Origin of the sequence: Methylocaldum sp. (assembly GCF_035627495.1) — a bacterium.
Lineage (GTDB): Bacteria > Pseudomonadota > Gammaproteobacteria > Methylococcales > Methylococcaceae > Methylocaldum.
Genome location: NZ_DASPLO010000151.1, coordinates 1 through 17,578, shown reverse-complemented (window position 1 = coordinate 17,578; position 17,578 = coordinate 1). Strand labels below are relative to the sequence as shown.

The 17,578-nt window shown below is 57.3% G+C and carries 17 protein-coding genes; 14 read left to right on the top strand and 3 right to left on the bottom strand.

The features are described from left to right. Window positions 1-3 precede the first annotated feature (3 nt). From clpA to VEB01_RS12610, 3 genes are all read right to left on the bottom strand, one after another. Complete coding sequence (clpA, locus tag VEB01_RS12620) at window positions 4-2,271, bottom strand: ATP-dependent Clp protease ATP-binding subunit ClpA (RefSeq protein WP_324875953.1); 2,268 nt, start codon at window positions 2,269-2,271, stop codon at window positions 4-6. Between the two features lie 15 nt (window positions 2,272-2,286). Further along, window positions 2,287-2,607, bottom strand: coding sequence for an ATP-dependent Clp protease adapter ClpS (clpS, locus tag VEB01_RS12615; protein WP_324875952.1), 321 nt, complete (start codon window positions 2,605-2,607; stop codon window positions 2,287-2,289). 118 nt (window positions 2,608-2,725) lie between these two features. Continuing rightward, window positions 2,726-3,478 carry an elongation factor-1 alpha gene (locus VEB01_RS12610; RefSeq protein ID WP_324875950.1) on the bottom strand — a complete coding sequence of 251 codons (753 nt, stop codon included), beginning with the start codon at window positions 3,476-3,478 and terminating at the stop codon, window positions 2,726-2,728. A 141-nt stretch (window positions 3,479-3,619) separates the two neighbouring features. Between VEB01_RS12610 and VEB01_RS12605 the strand changes: the two genes are divergently transcribed. The 14 genes from VEB01_RS12605 to VEB01_RS12540 all read left to right on the top strand — a co-directional run. Further along, window positions 3,620-4,099 (top strand): NUDIX hydrolase, encoded by a 480-nt coding sequence (locus tag VEB01_RS12605; RefSeq protein WP_324875948.1) that lies wholly within the window; start codon window positions 3,620-3,622, stop codon window positions 4,097-4,099. A gap of 4 nt (window positions 4,100-4,103) precedes the next feature. Next, the gene (gene mnmA / locus VEB01_RS12600) at window positions 4,104-5,228 is read left to right on the top strand and encodes a tRNA 2-thiouridine(34) synthase MnmA (RefSeq protein ID WP_324875947.1); all 1,125 of its coding nucleotides are present in this window, start codon (window positions 4,104-4,106) and stop codon (window positions 5,226-5,228) included. Between the two features lie 38 nt (window positions 5,229-5,266). Continuing rightward, the gene (gene purB / locus VEB01_RS12595; protein WP_324875945.1) at window positions 5,267-6,628 is read left to right on the top strand and encodes an adenylosuccinate lyase; all 1,362 of its coding nucleotides are present in this window, start codon (window positions 5,267-5,269) and stop codon (window positions 6,626-6,628) included. Between the two features lie 77 nt (window positions 6,629-6,705). After that, window positions 6,706-7,329: an outer membrane lipoprotein periplasmic chaperone LolA gene (lolA, locus tag VEB01_RS12590; RefSeq protein WP_324875943.1), complete on the top strand. Its 624-nt coding sequence runs from the start codon at window positions 6,706-6,708 to the stop codon at window positions 7,327-7,329. A 10-nt stretch (window positions 7,330-7,339) separates the two neighbouring features. Next, complete coding sequence (locus tag VEB01_RS12585) at window positions 7,340-8,635, top strand: replication-associated recombination protein A (RefSeq protein WP_324875941.1); 1,296 nt, start codon at window positions 7,340-7,342, stop codon at window positions 8,633-8,635. 16 nt (window positions 8,636-8,651) lie between these two features. After that, window positions 8,652-9,287, top strand: a complete 636-nt coding sequence (locus tag VEB01_RS12580; protein ID WP_324875939.1) for a PilZ domain-containing protein — start codon at window positions 8,652-8,654, stop codon at window positions 9,285-9,287. Window positions 9,288-9,310: 23 nt separating this feature from the next. Beyond that, the gene (locus VEB01_RS12575) at window positions 9,311-10,300 is read left to right on the top strand and encodes a biotin--[acetyl-CoA-carboxylase] ligase (RefSeq protein ID WP_324875937.1); all 990 of its coding nucleotides are present in this window, start codon (window positions 9,311-9,313) and stop codon (window positions 10,298-10,300) included. Continuing rightward, on the top strand, window positions 10,275-11,057 hold the full coding sequence (locus tag VEB01_RS12570) for a type III pantothenate kinase (RefSeq protein ID WP_324875935.1): 783 nt from the start codon (window positions 10,275-10,277) through the stop codon (window positions 11,055-11,057). The genes VEB01_RS12575 and VEB01_RS12570 overlap by 26 nt, the downstream gene beginning before the upstream one ends. Beyond that, on the top strand, window positions 11,054-11,854 hold the full coding sequence (locus tag VEB01_RS12565) for a hypothetical protein (protein ID WP_324875933.1): 801 nt from the start codon (window positions 11,054-11,056) through the stop codon (window positions 11,852-11,854). Before VEB01_RS12570 ends, VEB01_RS12565 begins: the two co-directional genes overlap by 4 nt. 540 nt (window positions 11,855-12,394) lie before the next feature. Beyond that, window positions 12,395-12,823 carry a hypothetical protein gene (locus tag VEB01_RS12560; RefSeq protein ID WP_324875931.1) on the top strand — a complete coding sequence of 143 codons (429 nt, stop codon included), beginning with the start codon at window positions 12,395-12,397 and terminating at the stop codon, window positions 12,821-12,823. Between the two features lie 103 nt (window positions 12,824-12,926). Beyond that, complete coding sequence (locus VEB01_RS12555; RefSeq protein ID WP_324875929.1) at window positions 12,927-13,067, top strand: hypothetical protein; 141 nt, start codon at window positions 12,927-12,929, stop codon at window positions 13,065-13,067. A 133-nt stretch (window positions 13,068-13,200) separates the two neighbouring features. Beyond that, window positions 13,201-13,623, top strand: coding sequence for a hypothetical protein (locus VEB01_RS12550; RefSeq protein WP_324875927.1), 423 nt, complete (start codon window positions 13,201-13,203; stop codon window positions 13,621-13,623). 58 nt (window positions 13,624-13,681) lie between these two features. Further along, the gene (locus VEB01_RS12545; RefSeq protein WP_324875924.1) at window positions 13,682-15,385 is read left to right on the top strand and encodes a putative Ig domain-containing protein; all 1,704 of its coding nucleotides are present in this window, start codon (window positions 13,682-13,684) and stop codon (window positions 15,383-15,385) included. A gap of 80 nt (window positions 15,386-15,465) precedes the next feature. Beyond that, window positions 15,466-17,578 (top strand): transglutaminase-like domain-containing protein (locus VEB01_RS12540; RefSeq protein WP_324875923.1); only part of this gene is annotated, 2,113 nt, incomplete at its 3' end.

The following is a 17,578-nucleotide window of genomic DNA, read 5'->3' as shown; positions in this document are numbered from 1 at the left end:
GACTCAGACTGCCTCCGGTGCTTCGTGCACGTTTTCGATGGTAAACGTTAGTTGGCCATCTTCCACGCTGATTCTCGCAATTCCACCCTCGCTCAGCTTGCCGAATAGGATCTCTTCGGCCAAGGGCTTTTTGATGTTTTCTTGAATAACCCGGGCCATAGGTCTTGCCCCCATAGCCGGGTCGAAGCCATGCTCGGCCAACCATTCCCGTGCATCGGGCTCCAAAACCACCGATACCCGCTTTTCTGCCAGTTGCGACTCCAGTTCGAACATGAACTTGTCGACCACCTGGCCAATGATGTCAAGGTTGAGCGGTTTGAACTGAATAATGGTATCCAGCCGATTGCGGAATTCGGGGGAGAACATCCGTTCGATGACTTTCATGCTATCGGTTGAATGATCCTGCTGCGTAAATCCGATAGACGGTCTGCCGCCCTCGGAAGCCCCGGCATTGGTCGTCATGACTAGAACGATGTTTCGGAAATCCGCCTTGCGTCCGTTGTTATCGGTCAGGGTACCGTGATCCATGACCTGCAGCAGCAGGTTGAACACGTCGGTATGGGCTTTCTCGATTTCATCGAGAAGCAGCACGGCATGCGGATGCTTATTGATTTCCTCGGTCAATAGCCCGCCCTGGTCGAAACCGACATAACCGGGTGGTGCGCCGATCAACCGGGATACGGTATGCCGCTCCATGTATTCCGACATGTCGAAGCGGATAAGCTCGACGCCCAGCACTTTAGCGAGTTGGCGAGTGACTTCGGTTTTTCCGACGCCGGTGGGACCGGCGAACAAGAAGCAGCCGATGGGCTTTTGCACTTCGCGGAGCCCAGCCCGTGACAGCTTGATCGCGGAGGCCAATGCCGATATGGCCTCGTCCTGGCCGAATACCAGCATTTTCAGGTTTTTTTCAAGATCCCGCAGTTTGTCCTTATCGTTGGTGGAAACCGTTTTTGGCGGAATACGCGCGATTTTGGATACGATATCTTCGATTTCCAAGGTACCGATCAGTTTTTTGCGGCGCGAAACAGGCTGTAGCCGCTGGCTGGCTCCGGCCTCATCGATGACATCGATCGCCTTGTCCGGCAGGTGGCGATCCGTAATATAACGATCGGACAATTCGGCTGCCGTACGGAGTGCCGCCAACGAATATTTCACGTCGTGGTGTTTCTCGAACCGGGACTTGAGGCCACGCAGAATGTGATAGGTTTCGTCTACCGTTGGCTCATGGATGTCGATTTTCTGAAAACGACGAGCTAAGGCCCTGTCTTTTTCGAAAATACCCCGATATTCCTGATAAGTCGTAGAGCCGATGCAGCGCAGTTCGCCCGAGGCTAATACCGGCTTGATCAGATTCGAGGCGTCCATTACACCGCCTGATGCCGATCCGGCACCGATAATGGTGTGGATTTCGTCGATGAACAGGATCGAATTGGGCTCTTTCTTGAGTTGGGCCAGCAGCGCTTTGAGACGCTTCTCGAAATCGCCCCGGTATTTGGTTCCGGCGACCAGCGAGCCGAGATCCAGCGCATAAATCGTGCTTTCGGACAGGACTTCCGGCACCTCGCTGTCCACAATCTTTTTGGCTAGACCCTCGGCGATGGCGGTTTTGCCCACGCCGGCCTCACCGACCAGCAATGGATTGTTCTTGCGGCGCCGACACAAGACTTGGATGGTGCGCTCGATTTCGTCCTTGCGTCCGATCAGCGGGTCGATCTTACCGCGTTTTGCCAACTCATTGAGATTGGAGGCGAACTTTTCCAAAGGGTTGGCGGCGGAACCTTCTCCTTCGTCACTATCCGAAGTGGTGCTTTTCGGGGTGGCGTCCGAATCCTCACGAATTTTTGAAATGCCGTGGGAAATGTAATTGACTACATCCAGCCGTGTTACGTCCTGCTTGTTGAGAAGGTAAACGGCCTGAGAGTCCTGCTCGCTGAAGATAGCCACCAGAATGTTGGCACCGGTGACCTCTTTCTTGCCAGAAGACTGAACATGGAAGGCCGCCCGCTGGAGGACTCGCTGAAAGCCGAGAGTCGGCTGAGTTTCGCGCTTCACACCAGGTGGAATAAGCGGTGTCGTTTCATCCAGGAATTCGGTTAGGTCTTTTCGCAATTGATCGACGTTTGCGCCGCAGGCGCGCAGCACTTCGACGGCAATCGAATTGTCGAGCATCGCTAGCAAAAGATGCTCAACGGTTATGAATTCGTGCCTTTTTTCATAGGCCGACCGGAATGCGACGTTTAATGAATATTCGAGTTCTTTGCTCAACATAGAATCAAGGCCTGTTTAGGCTTCCTCCATCGTGCAAAGCAGAGGATGCTGGTGCTGCCGAGAGTAATCGTTCACCAGTTGGACTTTGGTTTCTGCGACATCTTTCGAGAAGACACCGCAAACGCCTATGCCCCGCGTATGAACGTGAAGCATAACCTGGGTAGCTTTTTCTTCGCTCATACCGAAGAAAGTTTTTAATACTAAAACAACGAAGTCCATCGGGGTGAAGTCGTCGTTCAACAGAATGACTTTATAGAGCGGTGGCCGTTTAAGTTTTGGCTTCGCTTCCTGTACAACAACATCATCTGTGAGCTTGTGATCAGGATGTTGTGCCATTTCTCGCCCTTGATCTGCAACATATCTGGACCACAGCTACTATAGCATCTGCGGGCTTCGTTGTATTAGACCGCCCTGGGTCCAAATGATTTCCCGGCGCGGACACTCGGCATATGTTTCACGAGCGCCTCAAGCCGTTACGGCGATCCGGGAACGGAAGCTTGCGCGGGAGTATCCACATCTCATACATTGAGATTACCCACATGAATACGAAAGCCATAGCCAAGCCTGCACCTCCCAATACGACCAGGAGAGCGAAGTGGGGGTTCAGTTTAGTCAACCACCAGGACGTGATGTCAAGCAGTAAGAAAGCGTAGGGCATGATGATCGCCGCGCCTTTCAATTTAACGGGAACTCCCGTGGACAGGCTAAAGATCAGTCCGACGAACATGAAAATGAATGAAATGCCGAACAAATGAATATGTGATACGCGGGTCAAAGACGAGAAAGTCGCGCCTTCGTCGGACGCGGCTCGCTTCTCAAGATTCTCAAAGTTGGTGAAGTCTGGTAACCCGCTCGCTTCCGCGTTATGACAGCTCACGCAACGCTGTTCGACGATCGGCTTGATATCTCTTTCATAAGCCTTTTCGCTGGCGCCGTCGCGTACCCACTGAATGATCTTGAAGCGCTCTTCGTCGGGAGCCATCGGTTTCATGGAACCGTTGAGCTGGCTTTCGAGCACGGAACCGGACCGGTTGCCGTAGTAGCTGTAGACAATATCTTCGATAGATAGGCCGAATTTGCCGTCTGCCATGCCATGGGTGAACAGGATCTGGATCAGCGCGACGCCGTAGCCGATTGCTATGACTGTCAAATAACCGGAAAATAATAACTTTATCGCTAATCCTAAACTGCTCAGGTTGAACGGCATGATTCAGCTCCAGCCGGAAAGGGTAAGTTAAGGAGTTTCTAGCCGGGCCGCCGAGAAATCTCGCAACGCCCGCCCTATACAACCGTCTTCCTTTTAGCATACGCGAATCGGCTAAGCAATTTACGCATCGGTTAAAAGTTCATGCACCAGTTCGAAACCGAATCCGGCAGTAATGACAGGCCGCGAGTGACCGTGGCGGCTATCGTCGAGCGGGATGGGCACTTTCTCGTTGTCGAGGAGCGAACCATTGATGGCGAACTTGTGATCAATCAGCCGGCGGGTCACGTCGAAAGCGGAGAGAGTGTCATTGAGGCCGTTATTCGCGAGACGTTCGAAGAAACCGGATGGCGTTTTCGACCCGAGGCCCTGGTCGGCGTCTATTTGTGGCGTCGGCCTACCGGAAACGCTAGTTATCTCCGGATCGGGATTGCCGGGTCTGTCGACGGTCACGATCCGGACAGCCCGTTGGACGAAGGCATTGTGCGAACCTTATGGCTGACCCGAGAGGAACTTCTGAGTAAAGAAACACGTCTCCGAAGTCCCTTGGTCATGAAAAACGTCGACGATTATCTCAACGGCGAACGTTATCCTTTGTCGGTGCTTAAATCCTTGCTGAGTTGAATTGATGTCGCAGAAAGTCGTTGTCGGTATGTCGGGCGGGGTGGATTCCTCCGTCACGGCTTTGCTGCTCTTGGAGCAGGGCTATGAGGTGATCGGTCTCTTCATGAAGAATTGGGAAGAGGACGATCATACCGGCCTTTGCACCGCACCGCAGGATTTCGCCGATGCGCAAGAAGTTTGCGACAAGTTGGGCATCCCGCTGCACTCGGTCAACTTTGCCGCCGAATACTGGGACGAGGTGTTCGAGGTGTTTCTGAGCGAGTATCGGGCAGGTCGTACGCCCAATCCCGATATCCTCTGCAATCAGCAAATCAAATTTAAAGCCTTTATGGATTATGCGGCGGATCTCGGCGCAGATTTGATCGCAACGGGGCACTACGCACGGGTCGGTCGGCGAGATGGCGGTTACGGTTTGCTGAAAGGGGCCGATAAGCAGAAGGATCAAAGCTATTTCGTCTACACATTGGGACAGCCGCAGTTATCTCGCGTGTTGTTTCCGATCGGGGGCATGGAAAAGCCCGAGGTCAGAAAGCTTGCCGAGCAGGCCGGGTTATCCAATCACCTGAAGAAAGACAGCACCGGCATCTGTTTTATCGGCGAGCGTCGTTTCAAAGAGTTTTTGCAGCGTTTTTTGCCGGCCCAGCCGGGCGAGATTCAAACGCCGGACGGTCAGGTTGTCGGACGACATGACGGGCTGATGTATTACACCCTGGGGCAGCGGCAAGGACTCGGCATTGGAGGTATGAAAGGCGCGTCGGAAGATCCTTGGTACGTATTGGCCAAGGATTTGGAGCGCAACATCCTCGTCGTCGGCCAGGGGCACGATCATCCGATGTTGTTCCATACCGGTTTGGAGGCCGGAAACCTAAGCTGGGTAAAGGGAAAACCCCCGGATACTCCCGTTCGGTGTTCAGCGAAAATCCGCTACCGTCAACCAGACCAGAACTGTATTGTCGAACCTCTCGACGGCCAGAGAATCCGCGTCGCCTTCGATCAAGCCCAGCGCGCGGTCACGCCGGGCCAATCAGTGGTGTTTTACCAGGGCGAGGAATGTCTGGGGGGCGGGATTATCGAGCTCGCTTTGGATGTCGTCCCAAACTCAACCTCAGTTTGTCAGGCCGTAGCCTGAGTTTCACAATTCCTTCGATTATCAAAAAGGTTTCCTGAATGACGTCTCTTACCTGTCTTTCTCCCATCGACGGACGCTATGCCGATAAAGCGGACGCGTTGCGCCCGATACTCAGCGAATACGGTCTCATCCGTTTCCGAGTGCTGGTGGAAGTCCGGTGGCTGCAAGCGTTGGCCGAAGAGCCGGCCATAGGCGAGGTGCCGGCGCTGAGCGATAGCGCCAACGATCGCCTGGAAGCCATTTTGGCCGGCTTCTCCGTGAGCGACGCGGAACGCGTGAAACAGATCGAAAAGACCACGAATCACGACGTCAAGGCGGTGGAATATTTCCTAAAGGAAAAGATCGCCGACCATGGGGAGCTGGCCGGGGTGAGCGAATTCATCCATTTCGCCTGCACCTCGGAGGATATCAACAATCTGGCGTACGCTTTGATGCTGAAGGAAGCTCGGGATGGCGTCCTGCTGCCGCAGATCCGGCAGCTTAGTAAGGCGATCAAGGAAAAAGCGGGGGCCTATGCCGGCCAGCGGATGTTGTCGCGTACCCATGGGCAATCGGCCACGCCGACGACGATGGGCAAGGAGTTCGCGAATGTGTCCGCTCGCCTCGAACGGCAGCTTGGGCAGTTGGAGTCGATCGAGCTGTTGGGCAAGATCAACGGCGCCGTCGGCAATTACAATGCTCATCTAGTTGCCTATCCCGAAGTCGATTGGCCGCAGTTTTGCCGAAATTTCGTCGAATCCTTGGGGCTGATGTTCAACCCGTATACCACGCAGATCGAACCCCACGATTATCTGGCCGAGTTCTTCCATACCCTGTCGCGCTTCAATACGGTACTGATCGATTTCAACCGCGATGTGTGGGGTTATGTCTCGCTAGGCTACTTCCGGCAGAAAACCGTGGCGGGCGAAGTGGGTTCGTCGACCATGCCGCACAAGGTCAATCCCATCGATTTCGAAAATTCGGAAGGCAATCTGGGGATCGCCAACGCGGTTTTCGGCCACCTCGCCGAAAAATTGCCGATTTCCCGCTGGCAGCGGGATTTGACCGATTCAACCGTGTTGCGGAACATCGGCGTGGGAATCGCTCACACCCTGATCGCACTTCAGTCGACGCTCAAGGGATTGGCGAAGCTTGAAATCGATGCGAGCGCCTTGGAAGCCGATCTCGCCGCCAATCTGGAAGTATTGGCCGAGCCGATCCAGACGGTGATGCGCCGCTATGGGATCGAAAAACCTTACGAGAAGCTCAAGGATTTGACCCGAGGCAGACGAATCGAGCCGGAAGCGCTGTCCGCTTTCATTCTTGGACTAAACATTCCGCAAGAAGCGAAGCAGCGCTTGTTGGCGCTGACGCCCCGCGATTACACCGGTTATGCGGAAACTCTGGCGAAGAGCGTCTGACAGGGTGTTTGAAAAGCCACTGCGCGGACCGCTCGCGGCATCCCAATACATCCTCAACGTGAGGAGCAAGCAGTTCCATGTTTAAGAAAGCATTCCTTCTGTTTTTGATTTTCCTCCCGGTTTTTCCGGCAACGGCGGAAGAGACGCCGGTTCAGAGGCTCCGGAATTTTCTCGCTCGGGCGAACACGCTGCAGGCGGAATTTTCCCAGGTCGTCATCGACGAAGCGGGCAATGCCGGACAACGCAGCAGCGGCGTGTTTTATTTGCAGCGCCCCGGCAAGTTCCGATGGGACTACAAGAAACCTTACAGCCAGGAAATCGTTTCCAACGGCGGCAAGGTTTGGTTTTACGACGTCGATCTCGAACAAGTGACCGCCAAGCGCCTGGACGATGCAATCGGTTCCACGCCGGCCTTGCTGCTGAGCGGGGAGGTGTCGTTGGAAACCAATTTCAATATCGAGAAGCAAGGGATGGACGAGGGCTTGTTCTGGATCAAGCTGGCGCCGAAATCCGAGGACAGCGGATTCAAGTATGTTTTGATCGGCTTGGACGGCGATACTCTCTCGGGGATGGAGCTGAGCGATAACTTCGGCCAGCTCACCCGCATCTATTTTACCGCCGTCAAGACGGGACTTAAGCTGGACCGCAATCTGTTCGAATTCCGTCCTCCGGCCGGAGTCGATGTGTTCGAGGAAAAATAAACGAGTGAATATGGATTTTCAGAGACCTCTGGCTGATCGGATGCGGCCGCGCTGTTTGGACGACTACGTCGGTCAGAGGCATTTGATAGCGCCCGGCAAGCCTCTCTACGAGGCCATCAAAGCCGGCAAGCTTCATTCGATGATTTTTTGGGGGCCGCCGGGTACCGGCAAGACGACTTTGGCGCGGATCGTCGCCCATCATGCCGATGCGGAGTTCTTGCCGATTTCGGCGGTATTGGCGGGCGTCAAGGAAATCCGGGAGGCGGTGGCGGAGGCGAAGCGGCTTTTGACCGAGCGCAATCGGCGCACCATTTTGTTCGTGGACGAGGTGCACCGTTTCAACAAATCCCAGCAAGACGCCTTTCTGCCCCATGTGGAAGACGGCACGATCTATTTCATCGGCGCCACCACCGAGAATCCGTCCTTCGAGCTGAACAACGCCTTGCTTTCGCGTGCGCGGGTCTATCTGTTGAAGTCTTTGTCGGAAGACGATTTGCTCGACCTCATCGAGCGCTCCTTGCGCGATGCGGAACGAGGAGTCGGCCGGCCCAACCTCAGGTTTCCCGACGAGCTGCGCCGCTGGTACGCCAAGGCGGCCGACGGCGATGCTCGAAAAGTCTTGAGCCTACTGGAAATTACGTTCGATTTGTTGGAGGCCGGGCAAGACGAGATAACGTCGGATATCGCCCGGGAAGTGCTCGCCGGCGGCAGCGCCAGGCGATTCGACAAACAGGGCGAGGACTTCTATAACCAAATTTCGGCGCTACACAAATCGGTGCGCGGCAGTGCTCCGGACGCGGCTTTGTACTGGCTGTGCCGCATGTTGGACGGCGGCTGCGATCCGCTTTATCTCGCGCGCCGCATCGCGCGTATCGCGAGCGAGGACATCGGCAACGCCGACCCGCGTGCGCTGGAGCTGGCTCTGAACGCTTGGGATGCGCAGGAACGTCTCGGGAGCCCGGAAGGCGAACTCGCCCTTGCGCAAGCGGTTCTGTATCTGGCTTGTGCCCCCAAGAGCAATGCGGTATATACCGCCTATAATGCGGCTCGTGCCGATGCGGCGAGAACCGGCAGCTTGGAGGTGCCGACGCATCTTCGTAACGCGCCCACGCGGTTGATGAAGGAACTGGATTACGGAAAGCATTACCGCTACGCTCATGACGAACCCGAAGCTTATGCGGCGGGTGAGAATTATTTTCCCGAAGGGCTTCCACCCCGCGAGTATTACAAGCCGGTGCCGCGAGGGCTGGAAATCAAGATTGCCGAAAAATTGGAACGGTTGAAGGCTCTCGATAAGACACAGTGAACATCGGATGATTTCCATGATTGACCGCCAAACTGATGACGAGGAAGACACGGACCCAGTGAGCGGCAGGGATGCGGAAAAGGAGCGGAGACGATATTTCCGGATAGAAGAGGAGATTATTCTTTTTTTCAGGGAAATACTGCCCGATGAGATTCCTGACAATCGAAGTCTGCAGGACCTTCCTTTGGATCCTTTTTCCCTGTCGTCCAACTTGGACTTGCTAACTCAGGAATCCAGAAAGCTGTTTCGGAAAATCGAAAGGGATTCTCCGGAAATCAGCGATTTTCTAAAGGTCCTGGAGCGCAAGATTGACCTTATCGGGCGGGCGTTTCTGAGCTACGAGGCCAACCTGCCGGAACAGCCCACCCAGCGCGTCAGTCTCAGCGCTTCCGGTTTGTCCTTCGATGTGGAAAAGCCCTATGTTCCCGGTAAAGTGCTGGAGCTCAAGATGGTTTTGCAGCCGAACTTGATCGGGCTCATCGCCTACGGCCGCGTCGTTTACTGCAACAAGAACGTTGCCGGTTCCGAACTTCCCTATCAAATCGCCGTCGATTTCGTCGGATTGTGCGACAGGGATCGTGAGTTGCTGATTCGGCACGTCGTCAGGCGGCAACTGCAGCAGCTTAGAACCAAGAAACAGCCGTCGGAGTAAGCGCTTCTGCGTGCTTTTTATTCATGCAGTACGATGCGTTAACCAAGACCCTGCTTCATTTGCTGTCCGACAATGGTTTCCACTCCGGAGCGGAGCTGGCGAGTCGCCTCGGCATCAGCAGAACCTCCGTGTGGAAAGCGGTGCGCGCCCTGCAACGCCGTGGGATCGAAGTCAGCGCCTTGCCCGGTAAAGGCTATCGAGTGACGCATCCCTTGGAGTTGCTCAGCGAAACGGCCATTCAATCCTCATTAACTCCGAAAGCCGGCCGGCTGCTCGGCGGGCTGCACGTCTACGACGAACTTGACTCGACAAATGCACATTTGATGCGCCTCGCACGGGATGGAGCGCCTTCCGGGGCGGTATGCCTGGCTGAAACGCAGACCGCCGGCAAGGGGCGGATCGGCCGCTCTTGGATTTCGCCTTTGGGGGCGAATATTTATCTCTCGATATTGTGGCGTTTCGACGACCACTCCGTGGTGGCCGGCCTGAGCCTGGCTGTCGGAGTGGCTTTGATCCGGGTTCTCAATCGGGCAGGCGTCATGGGGGTCGGGCTCAAGTGGCCGAACGATCTCCTGTGGGAAGATCGCAAACTGGGAGGGATCTTGCTGGAAGTAACCGGTGAAGCCCACGGCGGATGTGCCGTGATTGTGGGCTTGGGTGTTAACCGCTATATTCCCCCCGCGGTGGGCGGCGGGATAGATCAGGCATGGGCTGATCTCGACACGGTGGCGGGCGCGTCCGCTCCGTCGAGAAATTACCTCGTTGCCTCCATACTAGGCGAGCTCCTGCCTTTGTTGAACGATTTTCAGCACACGGGACTCGCGCCCTATCTCCCGGAGTGGCGCCGCTATCATCATCTGACCGGCCGCGAGGTTGTCATCCATCAGGGCCATTTAAAAACTTCCGGCACGGTTGTGGATGTCACATCCGAGGGACTGCTGGTCTTGGAGTGCAAGGACGGACGACGCCGCGAGTTCGCATCCGGCGATGTGCGCCTTCAAATCGCCGGCTGAGGCCGCTTGCGGAATGCTGCTCCTGATCGATATCGGCAACAGCCGTGTGAAATGGGGAATCGCAGAAGACAACCGGATCGTTTCGGGTGAGTCTTTCCCCTCGGATAGCGGATCGCTCGAAAAATTGCTCGATAGCCACTGGCAATCTCTCGCCATGCCGCATCTTGTTTACGCCTGCAACGTGGCCGGCGCGGAGGTGGAACGAACGATCGCCGGATGGACGCAAAAGCAGTGGGGGATTTCACCGAAGTTCGTCAAATCCGTAGCTCAAGGCTATGGCGTGATAAACGGTTATGAACAGCCGGAAAAATTGGGCGTCGACCGCTGGGCGGGCCTGATCGCCTTGCGGGAGTTTGGCGATCGGCCGTCCTGTGTCGCCGATTGCGGCACGGCGTTGACGTTCGACGTACTGGACGCGCAAGGCCGGCATCTCGGCGGCCTCATTGCCCCCGGTTTGGCACTGATGAAGCGGGTGCTCGTGCAAGAGACGAAAGGCATTAACGACATCGGCCGCGACAGCCAAGGCTTCTTGGGACGAACCACTGCCGCAGCCGTAAAAGGCGGAGCCTTGGGGGCTTGCGCAGGACTGATCGAGAGATCCGTTCGAGAAGCAGCGAAAGAATTAGGGTGCGCGCCGAACTTGGTACTTACCGGCGGAGATGCGGAGACCATCGCCGTCGCTCTCGACATGCCGTGTGAAATCATTCCGGATCTGGTTTTGCGCGGATTGCTCAGCATCGCGAGAAGCATTTCATGAAGTATGTTTTTTATATTCTGATCCTGGTTAACGTCGTTTTTTTTCTGTGGGAAAACAACGTAACCCGGTCGGCCGATAGTGCCGACGGTTCCTATCAGGAGTTGCGGCTTCCCCATACCGTGGAACGGATCGCGCTGTTTAGCGAGCATTCTGCGCTGACCGAGAAGACCCCCGGCGGCATAGCTTTAGCCGAAGCATCCACGACCGAGGCCAAGCCGGAACAAACCGACGGGACTACAGCGGTTTCCGATTCGGAACCGGCTCAGGAGACGGTTCCGCCGGTCCCGAAGGAGGAGGCGGCGCCGCCCGAGCTGGCGCGGGCTTCAGAGGGTGCCTGTTTTCAACTGGGCCCTCTTGCCGACGAAAGCCGGGCGCTTGAGGTTTTAAGCCTCGTGAAAACCCATTCCGATCAGGCTAGCCTCGTCAAGAAGCCTTCGGATCTGACCGATGGCTGGTGGGTGCTGTTTCCCAAGGCTCAAGATATCGAGGTCGCCAAGTCGAATCGAAGGATGCTTATCGAAAAGGGGGTGACGGACCTCTGGCTTTTTGACAAAGGTCCTTTGCAAGGCGCGATATCGCTCGGCCTTTTTAAAACCCGGCGCCGGGCGGAGCAGGCTCAGAAACAATTCACGGAGCAGAGCATCATTACCGAGGTAGTGCCCCGCCAGGTGCGGAACGAGGCTCAGTGGGTGCGGGTCCCTTGGACTCGCCCGGCATCGGAGTTGGAGGAAATTCTGAAGTCTGCGGATGCGAAAGTGACCTCGGGTCAACTCCCGCCGCCCGTTCCCTGTGACTGATCGGCCGCTATCCTAGATAAACTTGCTCAGGGGGGCGGCGATACGCCCTTAGAAGTAATCGGACTGTTGTGGACCGCTTTCATAAGGCAGGTCTACTGGTAAGGATATCGCACGCGGGTTCACCGATCGCTTCAACCGGCGCTTTTAGGCTCCGGAGATTCCGAGCCAATTCTTACGCCTTTCCATCGCCCCCTTCCGTGCACAATCCGCGGCTCAGGCGCTTCAATCATCCGCGCTTTACCAATTTGAATTTGTCAGCCAAGGCTTACACACTTTTCAGCTTTGGCTGACTTGTCGCGGTTGTGTGACAGCCGTCACACTTACGACCGTTGACCTGAGTCGCGGAGGGCGGCTTGATCGAGTCTTTGCGCGGATTTTCGGAAGACATACCCAAGCCCGACTCTACGACTATCTGTCAGGGGTGCGCCATGAGCGTCGTCCGGAATGCCAGCGGTGATATCCCTTCCGCCCCTGCTGTTCGCCGGTTGAGCCCTGGGTCAGGGCCTTTTGACCTCAATTTATGAAGTCCAGGAATAAGCTATGCGACGAACGACTGTGCAACGCCTCAGAAAAGGGCTGTTTCAATCGGCTTTATATGGCCTATCGGCCGTTGCGATGGCGATTCCCGTCTCTGGGTGGGCGGCCGGCTGGACGCAAGAGTTCGGGAAAGTGATCGGAACAAACTCAACTGCGGGCGCCTTTTATGTCTGGCTGGATCCACAGGTCGCCGATAACGTCAACAACTGTGTAGCCTATATTGGTCCGGTTGTAAGTGGGTGGTTCGGACAGAACTTAGCGGTTTTTAGCATACTTTATCCGACGGTTGGCGTGCCCAGCGAAGCGCAGAAAGTGATGATCTCCCAAGTCTCGCTAGCCGTGGCAACCGGGAAGCGCATCAAGATCTACTCGTCCGCTTGCAATAGCGGCACCCATAACAATGTTGACCAGATTTGGCTCAACTCAAATTAGCGGTCTTCACAAAAACGCGGTGACCACATTGGAAGCATCGGGTGCGCAGAGCGTACGCGGTCCGACTAGCCAAACTGCAAAAACAATACGGGGGGCAGAAAGCATGAGTCTTGGCTATGAATTAGCGAGCACGAACGCTTCGGGTGATCGCCGGCTGGCGGCGCTGGTCGCCGGCACACTAAACCCGGCTGCCGCCGTTCTGGATCTCGATGGGGCGGAAGCCATCGGCGCGTTTACTGGATAACGGCTCGCACGAGTTCTCAATTGGCGCTCGACGCGAGCTCATCCGGAATAGCCTTTGTTCCTGGATGTTTCGAGGCGCGAGAGAACGGGCGGGAATTTTGACTTCCATGTGTTTATAGGACCAGGAGCAAGCCATGCGACCAACGACTGTGCAACGCGTAAAGAAAATACTGTTTCAGCCGGGGTTATACGGTTTGCTGGCCGTTGCGATGGCGACGCCCGTATCCGGATGGGCGGCCGCATGGACGCAAGCTTGGGGGAAAGTGCTGGCGACCGCGTCGATAACGGGATTTGGGTTTTATGTTTGGATAGATCCACAAACCGCCAATAACATTAATAACTGTCCAAAGTATTTAGAGGCTGCAGTGTTAGCCCAGCCGGCTGCGGAATTTTTCATGACTTATTCGAACGGCGTGCCCAGCGAATCGCAGAAAGTGACGATCACTCAGCTTTCGCTCGCCGTCAGCACCGGCCAACTCGTCAAAATCTATTCTGGCAGTTGCAATAACTACGGTAACTATAACAGCCTGGACGGCGTGTCGCTCAAACCGAATTAGCCGTTTCCACGCTGGCGACGAAAGGCCTTTCAAAACCGAAGCGGGGAAGCAAGACGCCATGACCATGAAAAAGCGAGGACGACCGCTCCGGGCGATCGCCTGGCTGTCAGCCCTGGTTGCCAGCACATTGAATCCGGCCGTTGCCGATCCGGATCTCGATCGGGCCGAAGCCATCGGCTGGCTGATCCAGCATCAAAACGGCGATGGCAGTTGGGGACGAGACGGGGCGCAGGTGGCCGCCACGGCGGAAGCCCTGGCCGCCTTGAAGACGGCCGGGGCCGACCAGGGATTCCATTACGCCCGCGCGCTGGCCTGGCTGTCGAATCGTAAGGCCGACAGCGTCGATTCCCTGGCCCGCAAGGTGATCGCCCTGGAAAACGCCGGCATCGATACCCCCGAATTGGGGCTGACCGCCGCCTTGCTGGCGCTCCGTAACGGTGACGGGGTTTGGGGCGCCTACAGTGGGTACGACGGCGGATTTCCCGATTCCGGGCTGGCGATGGACGCCTTGCGGTTGGCCGACGTTACGGCGCCTACCGCCGCCTATTTCGATCTGACCGGTTCGGGGCAACGGGCCGGGGACAGCGGCTGGTCCTATTGGGGAGGCTCCCTGGGGGTGACCAAAACGCCCGCGATTCTCCCGACGGCGGCGAACGTCGTGGCATTGAGTCATTTCTATCAGAACGGCCAGACTACCGTAGGTACTCAGGTATCGCGCGCTGCCAGCTGGCTGCTCGCCAAAAAGCAAGCCGACGGGAGCTTTACGGACCATAGCGCCGACACCGGGGTGGAGCAGTCCACCGCCGCGGCGTATCTGGCCTTGCAGGCGGCCACAACCGCCGGGCTCGCACCAACGGGCGCCGATACCGCCTTGGCGCAAGCCGCCGCCTTCCTTCAGACCCGGCAAGCGGCCGACGGCAGTTGGAACGGCGACGCGTACGAAACGGCGCTTGCCTTACGGACGTTCCCTCCGACCGTCATGCCCGACAGCGACGGCGACGGGATTCCCGACGCGGTCGAACCTTTGGTGGGCACCGACCTCGCTCAAGCCGACGGCTGGAAGCTGCTCCCGCAAAACGGCCTGACCGCAACGCCCAATCCGACCAACCTGCGTGGCAATCCGATCGCGACGGAGGTACTCGCCAATGCCGCGTTTTCCTATCCGCTGTCGGCGGCCGGCGGCACGCCCGGCTACGCTTGGTCGCTTGGCGGCGGACGCCTGCCGACCGGCATTTCCGTGAGCACTGCCGCGCCCTGGTCACTTTCCGGGACGCCCGCGGCGGCCGGTTCCTATCCCTTCGTGTTGAATCTCAAGGACAGCCAGGGCGTTTCCGTCGCGGTGCCGGGTTACTTGCGCGTCATCGCCCAGAACGACACGACGACGGATACGGACGGCGATGGCGTTCCGAGCTTTTTCGAGCTGCGCGACGGCTTGAATCCCCTCGTCGCCGACTCGGACCTGGACGGCATCCCCGACAGCCTCGAATGGACCAATTATCCCGAGTATTGGGACACGGACCAGGACGGTATGCCCAACGTCTGGGAATTGGCCCACGCGCTGAACCCTTATGATCCGGGCGACGCCGCGCTCGACCCCGACAACGACGCGCTCTCGAATCTCGGGGAATTCACCCACGGCAGCGATCCCGACGTGGTCGACAGCGACCACGATAACCTGGCCGACGGCGCCGAAGTTCAAATCGGGCGTAACCCGGCCGTCAACGAGCCGGCGGTGATCAGCATCATTTCCACGCTGCTTTAAGCCGGGCGAGAAACCCCGATCCGGAGTTCGCCCCCATGATTGGCGGCGGTGTACGAATGCGTTCTTGGAGACCAACATAAATGCAACATAAAGCGCCGCGGGGGACGTTTCGGCTCTCGATCATCGCCCTCTTAGCCGTTGTCGGAATTGCGGCTTCGGTGTGGATTTTCGTAGGTGAAAAATCCGTCGTTTCCGAAACGCGGATCGCGGACGCCGGATCGGCGAAGGCCGCTGGACCGAAGCCCTATTCGCCGCGCACCGGAGCGGCGATGCCGGATTTCGACGCCGCCACCGAGACTATTGCGGCCACTTACATCGGGGACGGTGAACCCGGCGACACCGAAAACTGGTCGAAAGGCATCGAAGGCGAACGCAGCGATACCCAACGATTGCTCACCGAGTTTTCGGAAGCGCGAAACGATACGGTTCCGCAGCTAACGAAGCTGCTGGAGCAAAAAAGAGACGACTTCCACGCCTACCATTCCCAGATCGAAGGCTGGCTGGCCGGCCGAGGCTTGGAAAATTCGGGGCTCGCCGAACAAGTGCGCGAGCGCTTCGATCGGCTGGATCATGCGCTCGACAACGTACTCAGTGCCAAGACCGTTAGCGACCGGCATCAAGCCTTGACGAGCCTGCAAGGCCTACTGCAGCAACTCCAATCGCCGCGGATCGAGGTGCAGGGCCAGCCCCAACCGACTTTCACGCAGCAGGAGCCGACAAAACTCACGACTGACGATATCCCGAACGCCGCTCCGCCCGCCTACGCCGCACCGGCCGAAAACACCGGGGCTCGAGCCGAACCTTCGGGCGATTCGAAGAAGCTGGCAGAGTCCGTCGACCAGCTGATGGATGTTTTAGGGATAGGCACCGCCCAAGCCGCCCCGCCTTCGGCCGCAGCGCCCGAAGCGGTGGCTTGTGGATATCAGGCAGCGGATCTCGGCAACGCCCTGCCGGAAATCAATCTGAACGATCCGGAAGTGCTGGCCCTCGCCGAGAAATTGCAGTATTCACCGGTCAAGATTTACGAATACGTCAAGAACACGATCGAATTCCAGCCTTACTTCGGTTCTTTGAAGGGCGCCGCTACGACCCTGGTCAGCGGCTCCGGCAACGCCACCGATCAAGCTTCGCTCCTGATCGCCTTGCTGCGTATCGCCAAGATTCCGGCCCGTTACGTTTACGGCGAAATCAGTTTTCAGGGCAACGATCCGCGCCTGCTGGATTGGCTGGGGGTGAAATCGGCAACCGGCGCAGTCTACCGAATGGCCTATGGGCAGATACCGCCTAAATCGCCTAATTGGTCCACTAGCCAGCCACGTTTTGCCCACGTCTGGGTCGAAGCGTGCGTGCCCTATGGCAATTACCGCGGCTCGCGCAACGACAACAGCGGGTTTCATTGGATTCCGCTGGATCCGAGCTTCAAGGAGATGACGTACACGAATGGAACGACCGTTGCCGACCTTCCGAATTTCAGCTTCAACTACAGCGCATATTTGAGCAAGCGCACGACCGTCATGCCTCAGGAAGCGCTGAAGGAGCAGATGGAAGCGGCACTGGGGAAATCGCTCTCACACGGCGGCGGGTACCGGGGCGCCATCCTGCAACGGAACATCGATGTATTGCCCAGCACGCTGCCATACGACGTTCTGAACTTTAAGGATTGGGGGAGCGGCCAGTCCGAAACCGCGGTGCTGCCGGACAGCCACCGCTACTTTGCCCAATTCACGGTGTTGAATCAATCGGATGCCGCCTTGGCGCCCACCCTCAATCGGCCGATGGCGGAACTCGCTGCGAGCCGATTGACCCTGTCCTTTGTGCAAACCAACGCCTCGAATACTGCCGCGGGCAACGTTTCGGCCTGGCAGTCCGGAACGGCGATGGAGGTGCCGTGCGCGACCGGCTCGACGTATCAGCAGACCCTGGTCCAGCCGGTTTTCAAACAGAACGGCACGGATGTTACGCCCGCCGGAACCCGCACGTCGGTAGGTTTCTGCACCCGCAGCAACCAGCTGACGATACGTCTTTCGCTCAACAACGCCACGATCAACCAGGTTCAACCCAAATTGTCCATTAGCCGGTGGCGAGCCCTGGAATCACGGGCGGAGCGGCGGCGTGGGCCCAAAGCCCTGAGAACCAGGCGCGTTTGCGGCGGGGGACCGAGAGCAGCAGGCGCTGTTGCTTCGCATCCGGATG

Coding starts and splice junctions, on each gene's coding strand:
- mnmA (WP_324875947.1), top strand. CDS start 4,104: ATGTCGCAGAAAGTCGTTGTCGGTATGTCGGGCGGGGTGGATTCCTCC.
- VEB01_RS12580 (WP_324875939.1), top strand. CDS start 8,652: ATGATTGACCGCCAAACTGATGACGAGGAAGACACGGACCCAGTGAGC.
- VEB01_RS12585 (WP_324875941.1), top strand. CDS start 7,340: ATGGATTTTCAGAGACCTCTGGCTGATCGGATGCGGCCGCGCTGTTTG.
- VEB01_RS12575 (WP_324875937.1), top strand. CDS start 9,311: ATGCAGTACGATGCGTTAACCAAGACCCTGCTTCATTTGCTGTCCGAC.
- lolA (WP_324875943.1), top strand. CDS start 6,706: ATGTTTAAGAAAGCATTCCTTCTGTTTTTGATTTTCCTCCCGGTTTTT.
- VEB01_RS12610 (WP_324875950.1), bottom strand. CDS start 3,478: ATGCCGTTCAACCTGAGCAGTTTAGGATTAGCGATAAAGTTATTATTT.
- VEB01_RS12565 (WP_324875933.1), top strand. CDS start 11,054: ATGAAGTATGTTTTTTATATTCTGATCCTGGTTAACGTCGTTTTTTTT.
- VEB01_RS12555 (WP_324875929.1), top strand. CDS start 12,927: ATGAGTCTTGGCTATGAATTAGCGAGCACGAACGCTTCGGGTGATCGC.
- VEB01_RS12560 (WP_324875931.1), top strand. CDS start 12,395: ATGCGACGAACGACTGTGCAACGCCTCAGAAAAGGGCTGTTTCAATCG.
- VEB01_RS12545 (WP_324875924.1), top strand. CDS start 13,682: ATGACCATGAAAAAGCGAGGACGACCGCTCCGGGCGATCGCCTGGCTG.
- VEB01_RS12570 (WP_324875935.1), top strand. CDS start 10,275: ATGTGCGCCTTCAAATCGCCGGCTGAGGCCGCTTGCGGAATGCTGCTC.
- clpS (WP_324875952.1), bottom strand. CDS start 2,607: ATGGCACAACATCCTGATCACAAGCTCACAGATGATGTTGTTGTACAG.
- clpA (WP_324875953.1), bottom strand. CDS start 2,271: ATGTTGAGCAAAGAACTCGAATATTCATTAAACGTCGCATTCCGGTCG.
- purB (WP_324875945.1), top strand. CDS start 5,267: ATGACGTCTCTTACCTGTCTTTCTCCCATCGACGGACGCTATGCCGAT.
- VEB01_RS12605 (WP_324875948.1), top strand. CDS start 3,620: ATGCACCAGTTCGAAACCGAATCCGGCAGTAATGACAGGCCGCGAGTG.
- VEB01_RS12550 (WP_324875927.1), top strand. CDS start 13,201: ATGCGACCAACGACTGTGCAACGCGTAAAGAAAATACTGTTTCAGCCG.